At 64.8% G+C, this 19,979-nt stretch carries 20 protein-coding genes; 8 read left to right on the top strand and 12 right to left on the bottom strand.

Features of this window, described 5'->3' with window-relative positions; translation table 11 throughout:
• Positions 1 to 87: 87 nt before the first annotated feature.
• Positions 88 to 1,455, top strand: a complete 1,368-nt coding sequence (locus tag GGR23_RS14205; RefSeq protein ID WP_183366957.1) for an aspartate aminotransferase family protein — start codon at positions 88 to 90, stop codon at positions 1,453 to 1,455.
• A gap of 37 nt (positions 1,456 to 1,492) precedes the next feature.
• Here GGR23_RS14205 and vapC read toward each other — a convergent pair whose 3' ends face one another.
• From vapC to GGR23_RS14190, 3 genes are all read right to left on the bottom strand, one after another.
• A complete protein-coding gene (gene vapC / locus GGR23_RS14200) occupies positions 1,493 to 1,879 on the bottom strand; it encodes a type II toxin-antitoxin system VapC family toxin (protein WP_183366956.1) in 387 nt (128 codons plus the stop codon).
• A 248-nt stretch (positions 1,880 to 2,127) separates the two neighbouring features.
• On the bottom strand, positions 2,128 to 3,630 hold the full coding sequence (locus GGR23_RS14195) for an AMP nucleosidase (RefSeq protein ID WP_183366955.1): 1,503 nt from the start codon (positions 3,628 to 3,630) through the stop codon (positions 2,128 to 2,130).
• Positions 3,631 to 3,712: 82 nt separating this feature from the next.
• On the bottom strand, positions 3,713 to 3,919 hold the full coding sequence (locus GGR23_RS14190) for a hypothetical protein (protein WP_183366954.1): 207 nt from the start codon (positions 3,917 to 3,919) through the stop codon (positions 3,713 to 3,715).
• A gap of 133 nt (positions 3,920 to 4,052) precedes the next feature.
• On the opposite strand from GGR23_RS14190, the gene GGR23_RS14185 reads away from it, so the two are divergent.
• Positions 4,053 to 4,757, top strand: a complete 705-nt coding sequence (locus tag GGR23_RS14185; protein WP_183366953.1) for a glutathione S-transferase N-terminal domain-containing protein — start codon at positions 4,053 to 4,055, stop codon at positions 4,755 to 4,757.
• A gap of 241 nt (positions 4,758 to 4,998) precedes the next feature.
• On the top strand, positions 4,999 to 5,256 hold the full coding sequence (locus tag GGR23_RS14180) for a YjhX family toxin (RefSeq protein ID WP_183366952.1): 258 nt from the start codon (positions 4,999 to 5,001) through the stop codon (positions 5,254 to 5,256).
• Positions 5,257 to 5,772: 516 nt separating this feature from the next.
• On the opposite strand, the gene GGR23_RS14175 is transcribed toward GGR23_RS14180, so the two are convergent.
• Complete coding sequence (locus tag GGR23_RS14175; RefSeq protein WP_183366951.1) at positions 5,773 to 6,111, bottom strand: DUF2147 domain-containing protein; 339 nt, start codon at positions 6,109 to 6,111, stop codon at positions 5,773 to 5,775.
• Between the two features lie 535 nt (positions 6,112 to 6,646).
• Here GGR23_RS14175 and GGR23_RS14170 point away from each other — a divergent pair.
• Entirely contained in the window at positions 6,647 to 6,892 is a 246-nt protein-coding gene (locus GGR23_RS14170) for an SEL1-like repeat protein (protein WP_183366950.1), read from the top strand.
• A 237-nt stretch (positions 6,893 to 7,129) separates the two neighbouring features.
• Here the strand turns inward: GGR23_RS14170 and GGR23_RS14165 are convergent, their stop codons facing one another.
• The 3 genes from GGR23_RS14165 to GGR23_RS14155 form a co-directional block, all read right to left on the bottom strand.
• Positions 7,130 to 8,245 carry a pyridoxal phosphate-dependent aminotransferase gene (locus GGR23_RS14165; RefSeq protein ID WP_183366949.1) on the bottom strand — a complete coding sequence of 372 codons (1,116 nt, stop codon included), beginning with the start codon at positions 8,243 to 8,245 and terminating at the stop codon, positions 7,130 to 7,132.
• Between the two features lie 102 nt (positions 8,246 to 8,347).
• Positions 8,348 to 8,749 carry a DUF2177 family protein gene (locus tag GGR23_RS14160; RefSeq protein WP_183366948.1) on the bottom strand — a complete coding sequence of 134 codons (402 nt, stop codon included), beginning with the start codon at positions 8,747 to 8,749 and terminating at the stop codon, positions 8,348 to 8,350.
• A 92-nt stretch (positions 8,750 to 8,841) separates the two neighbouring features.
• Positions 8,842 to 9,192 carry a hypothetical protein gene (locus GGR23_RS14155; RefSeq protein ID WP_183366947.1) on the bottom strand — a complete coding sequence of 117 codons (351 nt, stop codon included), beginning with the start codon at positions 9,190 to 9,192 and terminating at the stop codon, positions 8,842 to 8,844.
• A gap of 328 nt (positions 9,193 to 9,520) precedes the next feature.
• Here GGR23_RS14155 and GGR23_RS14150 point away from each other — a divergent pair, with 328 nt between their 5' ends.
• Complete coding sequence (locus GGR23_RS14150) at positions 9,521 to 9,988, top strand: glyoxalase superfamily protein (RefSeq protein ID WP_246365422.1); 468 nt, start codon at positions 9,521 to 9,523, stop codon at positions 9,986 to 9,988.
• 407 nt (positions 9,989 to 10,395) lie between these two features.
• Here the strand turns inward: GGR23_RS14150 and iolB are convergent, their stop codons facing one another.
• From iolB to GGR23_RS14125, 5 genes are all read right to left on the bottom strand, one after another.
• Positions 10,396 to 11,190 carry a 5-deoxy-glucuronate isomerase gene (gene iolB, locus GGR23_RS14145; RefSeq protein WP_183366946.1) on the bottom strand — a complete coding sequence of 265 codons (795 nt, stop codon included), beginning with the start codon at positions 11,188 to 11,190 and terminating at the stop codon, positions 10,396 to 10,398.
• A gap of 372 nt (positions 11,191 to 11,562) precedes the next feature.
• Positions 11,563 to 12,459, bottom strand: coding sequence for a myo-inosose-2 dehydratase (gene iolE / locus GGR23_RS14140; protein WP_183366945.1), 897 nt, complete (start codon positions 12,457 to 12,459; stop codon positions 11,563 to 11,565).
• An 18-nt stretch (positions 12,460 to 12,477) separates the two neighbouring features.
• Complete coding sequence (gene iolD, locus GGR23_RS14135; protein WP_183366944.1) at positions 12,478 to 14,322, bottom strand: 3D-(3,5/4)-trihydroxycyclohexane-1,2-dione acylhydrolase (decyclizing); 1,845 nt, start codon at positions 14,320 to 14,322, stop codon at positions 12,478 to 12,480.
• A gap of 34 nt (positions 14,323 to 14,356) precedes the next feature.
• Entirely contained in the window at positions 14,357 to 16,282 is a 1,926-nt protein-coding gene (locus GGR23_RS14130; RefSeq protein WP_183366943.1) for a bifunctional 5-dehydro-2-deoxygluconokinase/5-dehydro-2-deoxyphosphogluconate aldolase, read from the bottom strand.
• Positions 16,283 to 16,383: 101 nt separating this feature from the next.
• Complete coding sequence (locus tag GGR23_RS14125; RefSeq protein ID WP_183366942.1) at positions 16,384 to 17,244, bottom strand: MurR/RpiR family transcriptional regulator; 861 nt, start codon at positions 17,242 to 17,244, stop codon at positions 16,384 to 16,386.
• Positions 17,245 to 17,277: 33 nt separating this feature from the next.
• On the opposite strand from GGR23_RS14125, the gene GGR23_RS14120 reads away from it, so the two are divergent.
• The 3 genes from GGR23_RS14120 (at position 17,278) to GGR23_RS14110 (ending at position 19,978) form a co-directional block, all read left to right on the top strand.
• On the top strand, positions 17,278 to 17,448 hold the full coding sequence (locus GGR23_RS14120) for a hypothetical protein (protein WP_183366941.1): 171 nt from the start codon (positions 17,278 to 17,280) through the stop codon (positions 17,446 to 17,448).
• A 4-nt stretch (positions 17,449 to 17,452) separates the two neighbouring features.
• Positions 17,453 to 18,631 carry a tetratricopeptide repeat protein gene (locus tag GGR23_RS14115; protein WP_183366940.1) on the top strand — a complete coding sequence of 393 codons (1,179 nt, stop codon included), beginning with the start codon at positions 17,453 to 17,455 and terminating at the stop codon, positions 18,629 to 18,631.
• A 126-nt stretch (positions 18,632 to 18,757) separates the two neighbouring features.
• Positions 18,758 to 19,978 (top strand): NAD(P)/FAD-dependent oxidoreductase, encoded by a 1,221-nt coding sequence (locus GGR23_RS14110; RefSeq protein ID WP_343066685.1) that lies wholly within the window; start codon positions 18,758 to 18,760, stop codon positions 19,976 to 19,978.
• Position 19,979: the final 1 nt, after the last annotated feature.

The following is a 19,979-nucleotide window of genomic DNA, read 5'->3' as shown; positions in this document are numbered from 1 at the left end:
CCATCAGTCAAGACGGGGCATTCGATGCGAGCCAGGCGAAGATCCGGCCCGAATGCTCCCATCGTGGAGGACCAACAGAAAATGCCAATGAATGCCGCTCACGCCCGTTCCAACATCGGTGCCATCGATGCAGCCCATCACATGCACCCGTTTTCGGACATGAAGAAGCTGAATGCCGACGGCACCCGGATCATTCAGCGTGCGGAAGGCGTTCACATCTTCGACAACCACGGCAAGAAATACCTCGATGGCTTTGCCGGCCTCTGGTGCGTGAACGTAGGCTACGGCCGCAAGGAAATCACCGATGCCGTGATGCGCCAGATGAACGAGCTGCCCTATTACAACACCTTCTTCGGCACCACGACCGAGCCGGCGACGCTGCTCGCGGAGAAGATCATCTCCCATGCCGGCCCGCGCTTCAGCCACGTGTTCTTCACCGGCTCCGGCTCGGAGGCCAACGACACCTGGTTCCGCATGGCGCGCGTCTACTGGAAGACGCTGGGGCATCCGGAAAAGAAGGTCATCATTTCCCGCAAGAACGGCTATCACGGCTCCACGGTCGCCGGCGCCTCGCTCGGCGGCATGAAGTGGATGCACGAGCAGGGCGACCTGCCGATCCCCGGCGTGGTGCACATCGGCCAGCCCTACTGGTATGTGGAAGGCGGCGATCTCTCGCCCGAGGAATTCGGCCTCAGGGCGGCCGGGGAGCTGGAGGAGAAGATCCTCGAGCTGGGCGCCGACAAGGTGGCGGCCTTCGTTGCCGAACCCATCCAGGGCGCCGGCGGGGTGATCATTCCGCCCTCGACCTACTGGCCGGAAATCGCCCGGATCTGCAAGAAATACGATATCCTGCTCGTCAATGACGAGGTGATCTGCGGCTTCGGCCGGCTCGGCACCTGGTTCGGTCACCAGTATTACGGGCTGGAGCCGGATCTCTGCCCGATCGCCAAGGGCCTGTCCTCCGGCTATCTGCCGATCGGCGGCGTCATGGTCTCGAAGCGGGTCGCGGACGTGCTGATCAACGAGGCCGGCGACTTCAATCACGGCTTTACCTATTCCGGCCATCCGGTCTGCGCTGCGGCAGCCCTGGAAAACCTGCGCATAATCGAGGACGAGAAGCTGGTCGAGCGCGTGCGCGACGACACCGGTCCCTATTTCGCCAAGGCCTGGAAGAGCCTGGAGGACCACGAGGTGGTCGGTCAGGCCGAAAGCGTCGGCCTGATGGGCGGGCTGCAGCTTGCCGCCGACAAGACCACCCGCCGCCGCTATGCCAAGCCCGAGGATGCGGGCGTGGTCGTGCGCAATCACTGCCTCAAGAATGGCCTGGTGCTGCGCGCCACCAATGACCGCATGCTGGCCTCGCCGCCGCTGATCATCACCCGCGCGGAGATCGACGAACTGGTCACCACCCTGCGCGGCGGCCTGGACCACCTGCGCGATACGATGCCGCGCTGATTGCACCTGTCAGGCCGGCCCCGCCTTCCGGGGCCGGTCAGATCAGCTTCAGCCCCAGATGCTCCGCCATCGGCCGGAAGTCGCGGTCGAGATGGAGCAGCGAGAACCCGTTCTCGATGCAGAAGGTGCCGATGATCAGGTCTATCGTCTTGCGAACGGTGATGCCCCGCCGCCGCAGCGCACGGTAATTTTCCGCGGCCTTGATGGCGAGGGTGGGGGAGCAGATGGTGGATGGGCCAAATATCGCGAGCTCTCTTTCGATCCGCCTTGCATCGCTGTCGGTTCTCGCGCCTTGAAGCACTTCCGTCAGCACTAGGTCCGGAACGAAAATGCGAAGCGGGTCCGCATGCCGGAGCTTCTCGATCTGTTCATTGTCATGGCGTTGGAACCACCCGATCCATACGGAACTGTCAACGACGATCATTTGGCAGCGTGGTCGGCCTCGCCGAGGCGCATGGCATCAAGATCGCTGCCCCAGCCAATTCCTCAAAGCCTGTCCAACGCAGCTTTCCGGGCCAGCCGTTCCTCGTCCGAGGAGCGCACCGTGATAGCGGTTGCCGTCTCCGTTGATCGAGGCGTCGTGATCGTGGGTGCGGTTGCGCTTTTGGCCATGGGCTGCCCGTGCAGGTTAACTCCCTTATATCGTAGCAGCCCGAGGCAAAATATGCAACATTACTGAAATGCCGTCTCGAAGAAGCTCCTGAGCTTGCGGGAATGCAGCTTCTCCGGCGGCATCGCGGCGAGTTTCTGGACGGCGCGTATGCCGATCTGAAGATGCTGGGCGACTTGCGTCTTGTAGAAGGCGGTTGCCATGCCGGGCAGCTTCAGCTCGCCGTGCAGCGGCTTGTCGGAGACGCAGAGCAGCGTGCCGTAGGGCACGCGGAAGCGGAAGCCGTTGGCCGCGATGGTGGCCGATTCCATGTCGAGCGCCACCGCGCGGGCCTGCGACAGGCGCTTCACCGGGCCGCGCTGGTCGCGCAGTTCCCAGTTCCGGTTGTCGATGGTGGCGACGGTGCCGGTGCGCATGATGCGCTTCAGCTCGTAGCCCTTGTATCCCGTGATTTCCTCCACCGCATCCTCGAGCGCCAGCTGCACTTCGGCAAGCGCCGGGATCGGCACCCAGACGGGCAGATCGTCGTCAAGCACGTGATCCTCGCGCATGTAGGCATGGGCCAGCACGTAATCGCCGAGCCTCTGGCTGTTGCGGAGACCGGCGCAATGGCCGAGCATCAGCCAGGCATGCGGCCTGAGAACCGCGATGTGGTCGGTAATGGTCTTCGCATTCGAGGGGCCGACGCCGATATTGACCAGCGTGATGCCGGCATGTCCCTTGCGCTTCAGGTGATAGGCGGGCATCTGCGGCAGGCGCGCGAGGATGCCCGGCACGTCCGGCTCGGCATTTCCGGCCGAGGTGACGATGTTGCCGGGCTCGACGAAGGCGGCATAGCCGTCTCCGCCCCTGGCCATCAGGTCCCGCGCGAAGGCGCAGAACTCGTCCACATAGAACTGGTAGTTGGTAAAGAGCACGAAATTCTGGAAGTGCTCGGCCGATGTCGCCGTGTAGTGCGAGAGGCGGGCGAGCGAATAGTCGATCCGCTGCGCCGTGAAGGGGGCGAGCGGCGAGGGTTCGCCGGGCGGCGGGATGTAGTCGCCATTGGCGATCTCGTCATCGGTGGTCGAAAGATCCGGCGCATCGAAGATGTCGCGCAGCGGCAGGTCGATGATGGATGATGCGGCCGCTTCCACATGGGCCCCCTCGCCGAAGGCGAAGTGGAGCGGGATCGGCGTGGAGGATTCCGAAACCACCACGGGCACATGGTGGTTGCGCATCAGCAGGCTCAGCTGCTCCTTGAGGTAATGCCGGAAAAGATGGGGGCGCGTCACCGTCGTGGTGTAGATGCCGGGCGCCGTCACATGGCCATAGGACAGGCGCGTATCCACATGGCCGAAGCTGGTGGTTTCGATCGCGACCTGCGGATAGGTGGCGCGATAGCGCCCGAGAACGGGGTCGCCCTTGCTGAGCCGGGTGAAGGCATCGGTGAGAAACGCGGTGTTGCGCTCGTAGAGCGCCGTCAGCGCGTCCACCGCGGCGGCCGCATCGGTGAATTCCTGGGGCGCCTGCAGGGGAGGGGAGATGAAACCGTTGGCGGAAGGAGAAGAGATTCGTTTTTCCATGCGCCATTATAGATCGGCCATTCTGACACGCAAACGACACTTCGCGGCGAGGGCGTGCCATGCACAGCGGCCTTTGCCCGCCTCACAGCGAGGATACGCATTTGTAACCGGAGACGGTGCTGCAATAGGCGAGGGGCTGGTAGCGGTTGCTCTCGTGCCGGTTCATCTCCACCGCGCCGGCCATGGCAAAGGCGAAGAGCGCTGATCCCAGAGCCAGGATGGTGAAGCGGCGGGCGAGCACGAACATGTTGCGGACCTCGAGCAAGCGTGACCAAATGGCGTCGGTCACATCTGTTTCTTGTTGTACCGATAATGCTCCATGTCTTCTGAACGGGTGCTGAGATGGCAATTCATGTCCGGTTCAGCTTGCAGACCGCCTCGCCGCGCCCTATCTGCCCGAAACCATCCTGCGGAGATATCCCATGAGCGCGCCCATCGATCTCTATTACTGGCCGACCCCGAATGGCTGGAAGATCACCATCATGCTGGAAGAGCTTGGCCAGCCCTATGCGGTGAAATATGTCAACATCGCCAAGGGCGAGCAGTTCGAGCCGGAATTCCTGAAGATCGCGCCGAACAACCGCATGCCCGCCATCGTCGATCCCGACGGCCCGGGCGGCGAGCCTATTTCCGTCTTCGAAAGCGGTGCCATCCTGCAATATCTCGGCCGCAAGTTCGGGCGTTTCTATCCGCAGGAAGAGCGGGCCCGGGTGGCGACCGAGGAGTGGCTGTTCTGGCAGGTGGGCGGTCTGGGTCCGATGGCGGGCCAGGCGCACCATTTCCGCCAGTATGCGCCGGAAAAGGTCCAGTATGGCATCGATCGCTATACCAACGAATGCAACCGCCTCTATGGCGTCATGAACCGCAGGCTGGCGGACCGGGAATTTCTCGCCGGTGAATACACCATCGCCGACATGGCCTGCATCGACTGGATCATCCCGCACGAGCGGCAGGGCCAGGATCTCGCCGATTTCCCGCATCTGAAGCGCTGGTACGAAACGATGAAGGCGCGGCCTGCCGTGCAGCGCGGCATCGATGTCGGCAAGGAGGAGCGGGCCCGCGCCGCCGACCTTTCCACCGACAAGGCGGCCCAGGCGGTGCTATTCGGCCAGCGCGCCCGCGACTGAACCATCGGGCGCAGCCCTCGCGAAAATTCGGGATCGGCCGGCAGTTGACGCCACCGGCCGCCCGGCATTATCTCTGTGGCCGTCAGGCAGACCTCTCAGGAAGGGCCTTTTATGTTGGAGCTTGTATCGAACCGCTAACCGTCTCGCATCCCGCGGGACCGTAATGGCGCGAGGTGGCGTCACCGCAACCGGTGACCATGCGCACCCGTGCCCTTTCCAGGTTCGCATACAGGCTTTTCCCATGAACATTTCCCGTGACGAACAGCGCGTGCTGCACGCGTTGGCCCAGGGCGGCATCATCCGCCACGAACGCGCCGAAAACGGCAGGGTTCTCCGCGTCTTCTGCTTCACCCGCGATGGCTTCGTGCTCTCCAACTGCACGCTGGAGATCTTCCAGCGCCTCCGCCGCAAGCGGCTGATCGAATCCCGCGAGTCGAGCCCCTACCGCATCTCCGAAAAGGGCCGCCGCGCGGTCCGCTCGCAGATGAACAACCGGTAGGGTGGGGGCGTGGTGCATGCCTCTGCGGCTTGCGTGGCGCCGGATGTAACGCACGGCGGCCCTCTGCCCGCAAACCTTAGAGTTTGCCGCACCGCACCCCCCTCCGTCGGCTTCGCCGACATCTCCCCCTCAAGGGGGGAGATCGAGCGTCGCGTTTGCCGGACTGCACCCCCCTCTGCCCTGCCGGGCATCTCCCCCTCAAGGGGGGAGATCGGGATGGGGTTTAGGTCGGCAGTCCCCAGCCAACGTATCGGCAAATGAGACGCTTGTTGATTGGGGAAACCCTTAAACCACGGTCGATCTCCCCCCTTGAGGGGGAGATGTCCCGGCAGGGACAGAGGGGGGTGCAGGACGGCAAACTCAACGCCGTGCGAGGCAGAGTGGGGCAGCACGGCAAACCCGACGCAGTGCGAGGCAGAGGCGGGCGTGCAGTCCGCCGAACTCCGCGCACGCCGCCCCGAAACGGAAACGGCCGCCTTGCGGCGGCCGTCTGCTTGTCTTTCCTGCCGGCCCCGGTCAGAGGCGGGTCCAGGTCTGCGATTTGCACAGAACCATCAGAACGCAACCCTTCATCTTCAGGGAATTGCCGTTGACGGTGCCCGAGCCGCTATAGGTCTTGTCGTCCTTCGGGTCGGTGATCTCGCCCTTGTAGCTGTTGCCGGAACCGGCCAGCTTGCCGATGGTCTTGCCGGCATATTTGCCGGTCTTCAGCGTGACGCAGAAGCCGGCGCTGCATGGGCCGATGGCTGCGGTTTCGCCGCTGGCGGTCTTCCAGTTGCCCTCGATGGGCTCCGCCGCGAAGGCGGGCGCCGTTGCCATGATGATGGCCGCTGCAAGCAAAGTCTTCCGGATCATTCACATCCTCCCAAGATGTCCTGTCTCTCCGATCAGCCCGGCGGGCTGCCTCGAGCAAAGTCTGCTTCTCCCTCCGCGATCTGTCAAAACATTCCTTCCGACAGGACGCGATGACGAATGGTAACTGACGCGCACGTAAAGGTAAACACCAAAAGGCGTGCTCCCGGCGGCGTTTTCCCGCCCTCCTTTCAGCGGCCATCCTTGGCGATGGTTAGGGAAGGGTGAAACCGGCGCGCTTAACGGAAGGTTTCGCCGAGCCGAAAATCCTGCATTTCCCGGCCGTTCCATGTTTAACGGATCGTCACGTTTACCGCTCGTTCGGATTTCGTTTGTCTCAAATTAATCATGCATTTTAAGCGAGTATTGAAAGGAGTTTGGCATATTCACCTCAACAAGAAGCGAGGCACACCTCGCCACTCGCCGGATGGCTCGAAAGCTGCGGAAAGACAGCGGAGCCAAGGCCGGAGAAGCCCGATCAAGTGGCTGACAAAACAGGGAAAAGCGACAACGCAACGATTTGACAGGGACAAGAACAATGGCACAGTTTGACACTCAGACTTCCGAAATCCGACCCGATGCTCTTTGCGAAATGGGTCTCAAGTATGCAACCGGGCGTGGTTGCGACGTGGACCTCGTCGCCGCCCACAAATGGCTGAACATCGCCGCCATCAAGGGCTCCGACCGCGCCGCCGAGCTTCGCTCGGATGTGGCCGCGTCGATGAGCAAGATGCAGCTGGCCGCCGCGCTGCGCGCTGCCCGCGAATGGATGACGATGCACTGATGCCAGCCGCGCCGCAGCCTGCGGCGCCTGAAGATTTCCAGGAATTGACAAGGACCTCCAGGGGTCCGGCAGCCCGCAAGTCACGGAAGAGGACACGGGAAGAGACCGGAAACCGCGATGCGGATGCCATGACATCCGCCGGAGGCAAAGTGGCGGGGCTTTTTGGACGGGGCCAGTGTCACCACATCGCAGGACCGCGACCGGCAGGGACAAGGCCGGCGCGGTCCTCTTTATTTTTCAGCGCCGGAGACCGGCGAGAACCTTCGGCAGCGCCTCGGCGAAGAGATCGATGGCCGCGTCCGGCCCGGTGCTGACGCGGATGCAGCGGTTGAGCGGCGCCACCCCCGGCATGCGGATGAACACGCCAAGCTCCATGAGCCCGTCGACGATGGCCCGGGCCCGGACCCCGTCGCCACCGGCGTCTATGGCAACGAAATTGGTGGCGGAGGGAAGGGGCAGCAGCCCGTTCTCCGCCGCGATGGAGGCAATGCGATCCCGCGAGGCCGCGATGCGGCGAACCACATCGCGCAGATAGTCCTGATCCTTGAGCGCCGCGAGCGCCGCCTCGGTCGCCAGCCGGTTCATGCCGAAATGATGGCGGATCTTGTCGAAGGCGGAGGCGTTTCCCGGCGTGGAGATCGTGTAGCCCACGCGCGCGCCGGCCAGCCCGTAGGCTTTCGAGAAGGTGCGGGTGCGGATGACATTCGTGCGGTCGACGAGCGCATCGGCCGGGGGCAGGGCGCTTGCCGGCCCGGTTTCGGAATAGGCCTCGTCGAGGATCAGCAGCGTGTCCTCGGGAATGGCCCGGGCGAAGGCGACGATCTCGTCCGCCTCCCACCAGCTTCCCATCGGGTTGTCCGGGTTGGCGAGATAGACCAGGCGGGCCTTCTCTCGGCGCGCCGTTTCGAGAAGACCGTCGAGATCCTCCCGGTCGTTCGCATAGGGAACGGTCACCAGCCGGCCGCCGAAACCGGCAACGTGATAGTTGAAGGTGGGATAGGCGCCGAGCGAGGTGACCACCGTCTCTCCCCCCGAGATCACCAGCCGCACGATGAGGCCCAGAAGCCCGTCGATGCCCTCGCCGATGCCGATATGGCCGGCCGGCAGGCCGAGATGCCGGCCAAGGGCCTGCTTCAGCGCGTGGTTTTCCGGATCGTTATACTGCCAGATCTCCCCCGCATGGGCCTTCATCGCCTCGATCACCGAAGGGGCGGGCCCGAAGCCGTTCTCGTTCGCGCCGATGCGGGCCGCGACCCTGAGCCCCCGGTTCCGTTCGATGGCCTCCGGGCCGACGAAGGGCACGGTGGCCGGCAGGCTTTCGACGAGGGGCGTGAAGCGGGAAAAGGCTGACATGGCAGGCGCGTCCTGATCGTTCTTGGAGACCCGACCCTAACGGGATTCGCGGGGGCGGCAAATGCCCCCGCGCCACAGCCGGTTCCGGCAGCCCTTGTTCCGTCAGGCAAACCACTTCAGGGCGAGATAGCCGCCGGCCGCCGAGGCAGCGGTCACGACCGTGCCCCAGATGATGTCGACCACGGTCACCACGACCGGCCAGTCCTTCAGCGTTGCGAGGTTCGTGAAGTCGTAGGTGCCATAGGCGGCGAAGCCCAGCACCGCGCCGAAGCCGAGCGCCGTGGCAAGCGAGGCCTGCGAAAAGCCGGGAACGCTGGCCAGAATGGCGACGGCAACCGCATAGAAGAGATAGAAGAGCGCCGCGATGGCAAAGTTCGGCTGCTCCGCCATCAGATGGCCGAGCTTCGGAACGTAGAAACTGCGGGCCATGAGCCCGAGCCAGATCGCATCCAGCACCAGCAGGGTTACGATGGCGCCCCCATAGGCAACGGCATAGGTTTTCATGTCAGCTTCCCCTGTCGAGTGTATCGGTAAGGGGAAGATAGGGTGCGGATCCGGCCCGTAAAGGCTCGCCTGGCTTGGCTTGCGTTTGCGGCTCAGTGAGCCTCGAAGGAGAGCTTCAGCACATGATGCAGGAATTCCGCATCGATCAGCATGTTGAAGCCGACGGTGACCTTCTCCTCCTCGCGCCGCATCAGCGTGCAGCCGATTTCGTCGTGGATGCCGAGGATCTCCAGAAAGAAGTTCTTCGGGATGTCGGTGAAGGGGCTGACTTCAAGCACCGCGCCGTAAAGCGAGATGCGGCGGATCAGGCAGCGGACATGGTTCTTGGTGCTGAGGTGGTGGCCGACGAAGATGATCTTGCCCGGCCGGTCAATGGTGAAGCTTTCGAAAGCCTTGTCAGGGGCGTCGCTCTTGTTGCCGAGATCTTGAACCTGCAGAGACATGATGGGCCTCCCTTCCAACTCCTTGGATGCAAGAATAACCGGAAATACCTTCATCTTCGTTTCCAGTTTTGCTCAAAAAGCCTGAAATCCCGCAATGTGGGACAGGACGCTGTGCCAGGGCGGGAAAGGCCCCGGGGCCCTCGGCTTGACAAGGTGCGGCCGACGGCGCGATAAGGGGCGCGGCTCGAGGCGCCAGCCGTCCGCAGGTTCGCAGGAACCATGGTGAAGTCCTCCCTCCGACGAAGACATGATCACGCCCCTGGGCAACATGCCTCGCACCTGGCAACGCGGACCCCGGATATTCAGACAGGCATGTTCCTTGAAAGGCATGACCATGAATGACGGCAATTCACGATCGCCCGTGGAGGCGATCCAATCCTACAAGCAACAGGCAAGGCGGCTGCGCGAAGCGCTGGCGGAAGAGGGGCGTTCCCTTTCCCATGGCGAAGCGCTGGAAATGGTGGCCCGCCAGCACGGCCACCGGGACTGGAACACCCTGTCCGCCACGGAGCAGAACCGTCCGCCCCGGCGCAATTCCGCACCGGATTTCACCGTGGGCTCGATCATCTCCGGGCGCTATCTCAACCAGCCCTTTGTCGGCGAGGTCCTGTCCGTCACCGCGCTTGCGGATGGCGAGCACTTCCGGCTGGCGATCCATTTCGCGGAACCCGTGGACGTGGTGACCTTCGACAGCTTCTCCGCCTTCCGCCAGCGCGTGCACGCCACCGTCAACCGCAAGGGCATCTCGCCCCAGCGAACCTCGAACGGCCTGCCGCATCTGGTGATCGAGGGGTGAGGGGAGCGGGGCGGCAGGCGCTCGGGACTGTTCGATCTTCTGCGAACCGGCCAACGGCTCTTCCCGCACGCGCCAGCATCGACAGGCCGGCGGAATGGCTTTCCGGGTCGGGCAGCCTGTCCGGCCGGGCGCGGCTGGTCCCGACCCGCCGCGCCATTTCGGTCTTGTCGGACGGAAGTCGTCCATCGGCTGATGAAACTGCCGGGCAATGACCGGCTTTGCGGCCGATGCATCGAGCCCTCCCGGGATCCCTTCTTCTCGGCGGACCTCATCGAAACGAGGGCGCCGGCGGCTTCCTGGCGCCTCGTCATCCGTCTGGCAGGCACCGGGCCGGATGGACCCTTCCGGTCCTGTCAGGCCCCGCAGACGATGCGTGGGTGCAACCGAGGCTCAGACGGCTCCGATGTTCACTTCAGCAGCCACGCGTGCTCCGGGGCATTGTGGAATTTCCACGTCCGCTTCGGGCCGGCCATGACGTTGAGGTAATAGAGGTCGTAGCCGTGGATGGTGGCGCAGGGATGATATCCCTTCGGCACCAGCGTCACATCGCCGTCTTCCACCGCCATGGCCTCGTCGAGGGAGCGGTCGTCGGTATAGACGCGCTGGAAGGCGAAGCCCTGCGGCGGGTTGATCCGGTGGTAATAGGTCTCTTCCAGGAAGCTCTCGTTCGGCAGGTCGTCCTGATCGTGCTTGTGGGGCGGATAGGACGAGGTGTTGCCCGCGGGCGTGATGACTTCCACCACCAGCAGGGATTCGGCCGGCCGGTTCTCGGGCAGGATATTCGTCACGTGGCGGACATTGTTGCCCTTGCCGCGCACCTCCTGCGTCAGCTCGTCCTTGCCGATCACGCGGGCGGGGAGCGAACCGCCCTCGCCGGGCGCCGAGCAGACCGCAAGCTCCACCTCCGTCTCGGCCGTCACCGCCCAGCGGGATCCCGCCGGCACATAGACCGATGCCGGAAGCCCCTCGAAGGGCGACATGCGGCTGCCCACCACGCCAAAATTCTCGCTGCCGGCAGTCACCTTGCCCTTGCCCGAGACGAAGACCAGGCAGACCTCGTTGGTTTCGGTCTCCTCCGCGGCGCTCTCCCCCGGCTTCAGCCGGTAGACATCGAAGCCCACATAGGTCCATCCCGCGCTCTCCGGCGTCACGTGAACGACCCGGCCCGACGTGCCCTGCGGCTTGACGTGAAGTTTCGACATGTCTTTCGCTCCGTATGGTTCGTTGACTTGTGGCAGTGCCCTGCCGGGCGCCGAGATTGCCGTGCTGCACCCCCCTCTGTCCCTGCCGGGCGTGGAGTTTGCCGTACCGCACCCCCCTCTGTCCCTGCACGGTGTGGAGTTTGCCGTACTGCACCCCCCTCTGTCCCTGCCGGGACATCTCCCCCTCAAGGGGGGAGATCGACCGTAGTCTTTTGGTTTCCCCAAATAACAAGCGTCTCATTTGCAGAAACGTCTGCTGGGAACTGCCATCATAAACCCCATCCCGATCTCCCCCCTTGAGGGGGAGATGCCCGGCAGGGCAGAGGGGGGTGCGGTACGGCAAACTCCACGCCGTGCCGGGCACCCGCCCCGTTACGTGTCCAGTCCGGCTTCCCGCGCGAAGGCCTTCAGCGACTTGAGGCCGAGCGACTGGTATTCGAAGGGGTTGCGGACCAGCGGGTCCTGCTCGGCCTCGATCACCACCCAGCCCTGATAGCCGTGTTCGGCCGCAACCTTCAGCACCGGCACGAAGTCGACGCCGCCCTCAGGGTCGCCGGGAACGGTGAAGACGCCGCGGCGCACGCCCTCGAGGAAGGAAAGCCGCTCGCTCTCGACCACCTGGCGCACGGCCGGGCGGACGTTCTTGGCATGGATGTGGCGCACGCGATGCATGTAGTCGCGGGCGAGGCGTACCGGATCGGTGCCGCCGAACCAGGCATGGCCGGTATCGAGAAGCAGCTTGGTGGCCGGGCCGGTATGCTTCATCAGCAGGTCGATTTCCTCGCCCGTCTGGACGACGGTGCCCATGTGGTGATGGTAGACGAGATCGATGCCCTGGTCGGCGCAATACTGCGCGATGGCTTCCACGTCGGCGCCGAATTTCGCCCACTGGTCGGGGGCAAGGTTCGGCTTGTCGGCAAGCGCCTTGCCGTCGTCGCCATGGATGGCGTTCGAGGTTTCGCAGACGATGCAGACCTTGCAGCCATGGGCCTTCAGCAGGTCGAGATGCGGCTGGATGGCCTTCTTCTCGTCCTCGACGGAATGGGCGAGCAGGTTCAGCGAATGCCAGCCGGACACGAAGACCAGCTTGTGGGCGGAGAGCACCTTGCGCAGCTCTTCCGGATCGGTCGGCAGCTTGTGGCCCTTCTCGATGCCGTCGAAGCCGATCTTCTCGCAATCGGAGAGGCAGTCCTCGAGCGACAGATGGGCGCCGATCGAGCGATCGTCGTCATTCGACCAGGCGATGGGGTTGGTTCCGTAGCGGATCATGAAATCAGTCCTCGATGTTCAGCGCTGTTGCTTGCGGTTTTCTTCGTATCTGGCGCGGGCGGCCTGCACCTCGGCGCGCGGGGAGACTTCCGGCACGGCGACGTCCCACCAGTGGCCACCCTCCTGCGTCGTCACCAGCGGGTCGGTGTCGATGACGAAGACGGAGGTTCGGTCGTTGCCGCGGGAAGCCTCGATCGCCTGTTCCAGCTCCTCGATGGAGGAAACCTTGGCGGCGATGGCACCCATGCTTTCGGCATGCTTGCGGAAGTCGATGTCGGGCATCATCTCGATGCGGGCGTCCTTCAGGAGGTTGTTGAAGTTCGCGCCGCCGGTGCCCATCTGCAGCCGGTTGATGCAGCCGTAGCCGCGGTTGTCGAGCAGCACCACGTTGATCTTGAGCCCGAGCATGACCGAGGTCGAAAGCTCGGAATTCATCATCATGTAGGAGCCGTCGCCCACCATGACCGTGACCTCCTTCTGCGGATGGGCCATCTTGACGCCCAGGCCGCCGGCCACCTCGTAGCCCATGCAGGAGAAGCCGTATTCCATGTGGTAGCTGCCGGGGGCGGTCGCCGGCCAGAGCTTGTGCAGCTCGCCCGGAAGGCCGCCGGCGGCGCAGACCAGCACCGAGTTCTCGCCGCCGAGCTTCCGCGCCACCGCGCCGATCACGTCGGCATCCGAAGGCAGGTCGTTGCGGCTGGGGGAAAGGGCACGGGCGGAAGCCTCGTTCCACTTCGCCTTTTCGGCTGCCGCACGCTCCACATGGGCCTTCGGCGCCTTCCAGCCTTCCAGACCGGCGGTGAGCGCCTTCAGGCCCTCGCGCGCATCGGCCACCAGCGTGTGCGTCGCATGCTTGGCGGCGTCGAAGGCAACGGTGTTGAGGCCGATCATCCGGAGATCGGGGTTCTTGAAGAGCGCCCAGGAGCCGGTGGTGAAGTCCTGGCAGCGGGTGCCGATGGCGAGCACCAGATCCGCATCCTCCGCAATCGCATTGGCGGCGGAGGTGCCGGTAACGCCGACCGAGCCGAGCGCCAGGCGATGATCGTCGGGCAGCGCCGACTTGCCGGCCTGGGTGAAGACCACGGGCACGTCATGGGCTTCGGCGAAGGCCTTCAGCTGGTCTGTCGCGCGCGAATAGAGCACGCCGCCGCCGGCGATGATCACCGGCTTCTTCGCCGCGCGGATGGTGGCGATGGCGGTGCCGAGTTCCTCGCCGTCGGGCCGGGGCCGGCGGAAGGTCCAGATCCTCTCCTCGAAGAAGCTCTCCGGATAGTCGAAAGCCTCAGCCTGGGTATCCTGGCAGAGCGACAGCGTGACGGGGCCGCAATCCACCGGATCGGTCATCACCTGCATGGCGCGCTTCAGCGCCGGCATGATCTGTTCCGGGCGGGTGATGCGGTCGAAATAGCGGGAGACGGGGCGGAAGGCATCGTTGGCCGATACGGTGCCGTCGCCGAAATCCTCGATCTGCTGCAGCACCGGATCGGGCATGCGGTTGGCGAAGACATCGCCGGGCAGGAAGAGCACCGGCAGGCGGTTCACATGCGCCACGCCGGCGGCCGTCACCATGTTCAGCGCACCGGGGCCGATGGAGGTGGTGCAGGCCATGAAACGGCTGCGGAACAGCGACTTGGTATAGGCGATTGCCGCATGGGCCATGCCCTGCTCGTTATGGGCGCGGAAGGTCGGCAGCTCGTCGCGGACCTGGTACAGCGCCTCGCCGATGCCGGCCACGTTGCCATGGCCGAAGATCGCCCAGACACCGCCGAAGATCGGCACGGTCTCGCCGTCGATCACGGTCTTCTGGTTCTTCATGTAATGCACGATGGCCTGGGCCATCGTCAGGCGGATCGTCTTCACCATGGGGTGCCTCCCGTATCCTCTTTATCGTGTCCGTTCAAAGTCCGCGCGTCTTCAGCCAGGCCGCCGTCAGCTCGCCGAAGCGCGCCGCCATGTCGGCAATCGCCTGTTCGTCGGTCATCTGGCCCGAGAGCCACTGCCGCGCCGCATGGGCGAAGATGGTGCGCCCGACGGCAAAGCCCTTCACCATCGGCGATGCGAGCGTGGCGCGGAAGGCCTTTTCCAGTTCCGCGGCCGGAGCCTCGAGCCCCAGAAGCACGATGCCGCGGCACCAGGGATCGTGGGCCTCGATGACGGCCTCGATGTTCTTCCATGCCGCCGGCGAAGCCTGCGGCTCGAGCTTCCACCAGTCCGGCTTGATGCCGAGCGCATAGAGCTCGGCGATCGCGGTGGAGATGGTGGTGTCGTTGAGCGGCCCGTTCTTGCCGGCGATGATCTCCACCAGAAGCTCGCGGCCCACCTTGCGGGCGGCTTCGTAGAGCGAGCGCAGCTTTTCCTGCTGCTCGGCCTTCAGCGCCGCCGGATCGTCCGGGTGGTAGAAGCAGAGCGCCTTGATGCAGTGGTCGACCGGCCATTCCACCAGCTGGGAGCCGATGTCCTGGCTGAACTCGTAGCGCAGCGGGCGCGAGCCCGGCAGCTCAACCGGACGGCCGATCCACGAGAAATTCTTCTTGGCAGCGTCGAAGAAGGCTTCGCGGCCGAAACGCTCGTCGATCAGCATGCCGTAGCCCTCGCGGCCTTCCGCCACCCGAGCGGCCGCCGAGACGGCAAGCCGCTTGAAGGCGTTGATGCGCTGGTGCGGCACGTTCAGCTCGTCCGCCACGCTGACGAGCTGCGAGCGGTGGTCGATCGCCAGGGCCATCAGGAGCGGGATTTCCTTGCGCCGGGTGGTTGCCCAGTGAACGTGGTTGAGCGCCTCGTCCTTGCGCAGCGCGTGTTCCTTCGAACCGTTCCTCAGGAAGAATTCCAGCTCTTCCGCCGTCGGGATTTCCGGCGAGCACAGCAGGCGGGACACGGCAAAGGCGCCGCAGGCATTGGCGCGGGTGGCGGCATCCTTCCAGTCGCGGCCCTTGAGCCAGCCGGACAGGAGGCCGGACATGAAGCTGTCGCCCGCGCCGAGCACGTTGTAGACCTCGATCGGGAAACCCTTGCCGACGATGCCGTCTTCGAGGTTGTCGGTGATCTCGCCCTCATAGACGATGCAGCCCATGGGCCCGCGCTTCAGCACGATGGTGGCATCGGACAGGGAGCGGATGGTCCTGAGTGCGGAGAGCAGGTCGCTTTCGCCCGAGGCGATCAGCACTTCCTCTTCGGTGCCGACGATCAGGTCGCACTGGGGAAGAACGGTTTTCAGGTGGGCGGATACCTTGTCGGAGGCGATGTAGCGCTCCTCGCCGGCGCGATGGCCGGCAAGACCCCAGAGGTTCGGGCGGTAGTCGATGTCGAAGATCACCTTGCCGCCGTTTTCGCGGGCAATGCGCATGGCCTTGCGCTGCGCCGCATCCGGGCCGGGCTTGGAGAAATGCGTGCCGGAAACCAGCACCGCCTTGGAGGACCTGATGAAATCCTCGTCGATGTCGTCCTCGCACAGCGCCATGTCCGCGCAGTTCTCGCGGTAGAAGATCAGGGGGAATGTCTTGTCGTTCTCGACCGACAGGATGACGAGGGCGGTGAGCCGCTCCTGGTCGACCACGATGCCGCGGGTGTCCACGCCTTCGCGTTCCATCTGTTCCCGCACGAAGTTGCCCATCTGCTCGTCGCCGACACGGGTGACGAGCGCCGATTTCAGCCCCAGCCGCGCCGTGCCGATGGCGATGTTGGCGGGGCAGCCGCCGACCGACTTTGCAAAGGAGGCGATGTCCTCCAGCCGCGACCCTGTCTGCTGGCCGTAAAGGTCCACCGAGCAGCGGCCGATGGTGATGACGTCGAGCGGGGCATTGTCCTTGAAGCGGGCGGTGGCCATGATCCCTCCAGTCCGGATGGCGTTTCGCGGTGCCTGACGGCGGCACCGCTGCAATGCGCGCACTGAAACATACGTTCTGTTACGATGTCAATTCGGAATATTCATTCCGTTTTGCGTTTCACGCCCTTTTTCTGCCGGCGCCGCTCGGCAATGGCCACGGGAAGCGCCATGCAGAGCGCCATGGAGGCCGAAATCGACCGGAAGCCGGAAAAATCCGCTTCCGACACCTCGAAGAAGCAATCCGCTGCCCGGGCGAGCGGCGAGAAGGCCGAGTCCGTGAGCGCCACGACAGGAACCCGCCGCTCGCGCAGCGCCTCGGTCTGGCGCACCGTTTCGGGAGCGTAGGGGGAGAAGCTGATCGCAAGGGCAGCGTCGCGACCCGTTGCGAACTGGATCATGTCCGGATCGACGCCATTCGGCGAGGCGACGATCTGGTGGCGGATGCCGAGCTTGGAGAAGGCATAGGTCATGTGGGCCGCAAGCGGGTAGGAGCGCCGCTTGCCGAGGAGCCAGACGGTCTCCGCTTCCGACAGGATGTCGACGGCACGGGTGAAGGTATCGGCGGGAAGCTCCTGGGCAAGGCGGCTCAGCGATTGCACCGCCGCCGTGAGGAAGCCCGACAGCACCGCGGCTTCCGCGCCGCCTGCCTCCGAATTCTCCAGCGACTGAAGCCGTCCCTCGTAGGAGCTGTTCCGCTCCCTCAGGCGTTCCCGGAAGATGGTCTGGAGGTCGGAAAAGCCTGCATAGCCCAGATGGTGGGCAAGGCGCACCAGGGTGGAGGGCTGGACCTGCGAGGCGGCCGCGATGCTTGCCGCGGTGCCGAAGGCAATGTCGTCGGGATTGGCCAGCGCGAAGGCCGCGACCTGCGCCAGCCGCTTCGGCATCTGGTCCTGCCGCTCGATGACGGCAGCCCGAAGGCTGTCGAAATCGCGGGGCGGCGCGGCCTCTCGCATGTCCTGCATGGGACCTGTCCTCGCGTCACGGAAATTCCATGGATGAAACGGATATTCTATTTTCCGGGCATTGGCCAGACGAAAGACGGGGCGGGCCGCCTGCCTGCTGCAATGCCGCCTAACAAAGATGTGACCAATCGACTCTCCCGCCGTGAAGTATCTTTCCCGAAATGGGTCAAATCGGCCATGGCTGTGTGCAAGAGAGAGTTTTGAGTCGATGATGTCACGCCGCCGGCACCTGCCGTTGTTGAAATGGGCCCTGCCGGTTCTGGTCGGGCTTGTGCCGTTCCACGCCCGGGCCGCCGCCAATCTGGACATGACGACAGAGCCCGCCCGTCCCGGCGACATCTCCGAATGCTACCGCCTCGCGGGCGAACCCTATGCGCCGCCCGCCTATTCCGGCGTGGCGATCGAGGCCATCGAACCGGAGGCCGCGATCCGCGCCTGCGAAACGGCGCGGCAGGCAGAACCGCGCGATGCCATGCTGACCGATCTTGCTGCCCGCGCCTATCAGGCCCGGGGCGATTTCGAGACCGCGCGCCGCCTCTACGAGGAGGCGGACCGTGCCGGCAACGCCTATGGCAAGGCGAACCTTGCCTGGTTCTTCATCGAAGGGACCCTTGGGGAGACCGACGCGCCACGCGGGATCGCCATGCTCGAGGCCGCTGCCGCGACCGGCAACAGTCTGGCGCAATACTCGCTGGGGCTGATCTATCGGGAAGGGCGGGCCGATGTCGCGCCGGATCCCGGCAAGGCGGTCGGCTGGCTGGAAAAGGCCGCGGCCCAGGGCCATGCGATCGCCATGTACGATCTCGCGATCATGCTGCGCGACGGCGCAGGCGTGGCGGTCGACGAGAAGGCCTCGCTCTCCTGGCTGGAAAAGGCGGCAGGCCTCGGCGATGCCGATTCCATGGCGGCGCTCGGCTATGCATACGAGCAGGGGCTCGGGACACCCGTCGATTACGGCAAGGCGCGGGAGTGGTATGCCCGCGCGGCCGATGGCCAGCAGGTGGATGCCATGACCAATCTCGGCCGGCTCTACGAGGCGGGCGAGGGCGGAGAACGGGATTATGTCCGCGCCTTCGATCTCTACAGCCGCGCCGCCGAGGCCGGCAACCCGACGGCCATGGCCAACCTCGCCAATCTCTACGAGTTCGGCCTCGGCACCGATGCCAATCCGAAGCAGGCCGCCTACTGGCTCGCTCGGGCCATCATGGCCGGCAACGAGGATACGCTCGCCCAGCTTCTCACCGCGCCAGAGGATTTTTCCGCCGCCGTCATCGAAGCGCTGCAGGTCTTCCTGCAGGGGCGGGGTCTTTATGCGGGGGAGACGGACGGCAAGCTCAATCCGGAGACGGCGGCAGCGCTCTCGAAGCTTCCGGGCGCGCAGCCCTGAGCCACCATGGCCCCGGCCGGCGGTGTTGACGGGTCGGTATCGAGGCTTTACCCCTTCGCAGGACAGGCGGGCGAAACAGGTTCGCGGCTGGCATCATCGACGGAATTCAGGCTTGGGGGACGGTTCGTGGCAGGCAGACTGGTGATCGTTGGGGCAGGGCAGGCGGCATTCGCCATGGCTGCGAAACTTCGGGCGCTCAAGGACGAACGCCCCATCCTCATCCTCGGCGAGGAACCGGTGCTTCCCTACCAGCGCCCGCCGCTGTCGAAGAAGTATCTGCTGGGCGAGATGGAGTTCGACCGGCTGCTGTTCCGGCCGGAGGCATGGTATGCGGAAAATGCGGTCGAGATCCGCCTCGGCGTGACCGTCACAAGGATCGATCGCGCCGCAAAGACGGTCGTGCTCGAAAGCGGGGAAGCGATTTCCTACGAGACGCTGGCGCTCGTCACGGGGGCCACGCCGCGCCGTCTGCCCGCCTCCGCCGGGGGCGATCTGGCGGGGATCTACACCATGCGCTCGAAAGCCGATGCCGACCGTCTGGCCGGCGAGATGCAGGCGGGTCGCCGGCTGCTGGTGATCGGCGGCGGCTATATCGGGCTCGAAGCGGCTGCGGTTGCCCGCAAGCTGGGCCTCGAGGTCACCGTGATCGAAATGGCGCCGCGAATCCTGCAGCGGGTTGCGGCCCCCGAAACGGCGCGGACGATGCGCGAGATCCACGAGGCGGAGGGCGTGACGATCCGCGAGAACACCGGCCTCAGGACCCTTGTTGGAACCGACGGCCATGTCAGCGGCGCGGAGCTGTCCGATGGCACGGTCATTCCCGTCGATATCGTGATTGCCGGAATCGGCGTGACGGCGAACGACCGGCTGGCTGCCGAGGCGGGGCTCGAGACCGCGAACGGCATCGTCGTCGATGCCTTTGCCCGCACGGCCGATCCCGCCATCTATGCGGCAGGCGACTGCACCGTCCTGCCGTGGAAAGGCCAGCGCATAAGGCTCGAATCCGTCCAGAATGCCATCGATCAGGCCGAGGCCGCCGCCGCCGCGATGGCGGGCGGAAGCGAGCCCTACGAGGCCAGGCCGTGGTTCTGGTCCGACCAGTACGAGGTGAAGCTGCAGATTGCCGGCTTCAATCTCGGCTATGACGAAACGCTCGTTCGTCCCGGCCTGAAGCCCGATTCCTCGTCCGTCTGGTACTTCCGGGAGGGCAGGCTGATTGCCTGCGACGCGATCAACGACGCGCGGGCCTATGTGGTTGCCAAGCGCATGATCGAGCTGGGGATCACGCCCGACAAGTCGCTCGTCCGGGATCCGGAAGCGGATCTGAAGGCGCTTCTGAAGGCCTGAG

It is taken from the genome of Gellertiella hungarica, assembly GCF_014197145.1.
GTDB classification, from domain to species: Bacteria; Pseudomonadota; Alphaproteobacteria; order Rhizobiales; family Rhizobiaceae; genus Gellertiella; species Gellertiella hungarica.
This window is presented reverse-complemented; position numbering and strand designations above follow the sequence as displayed.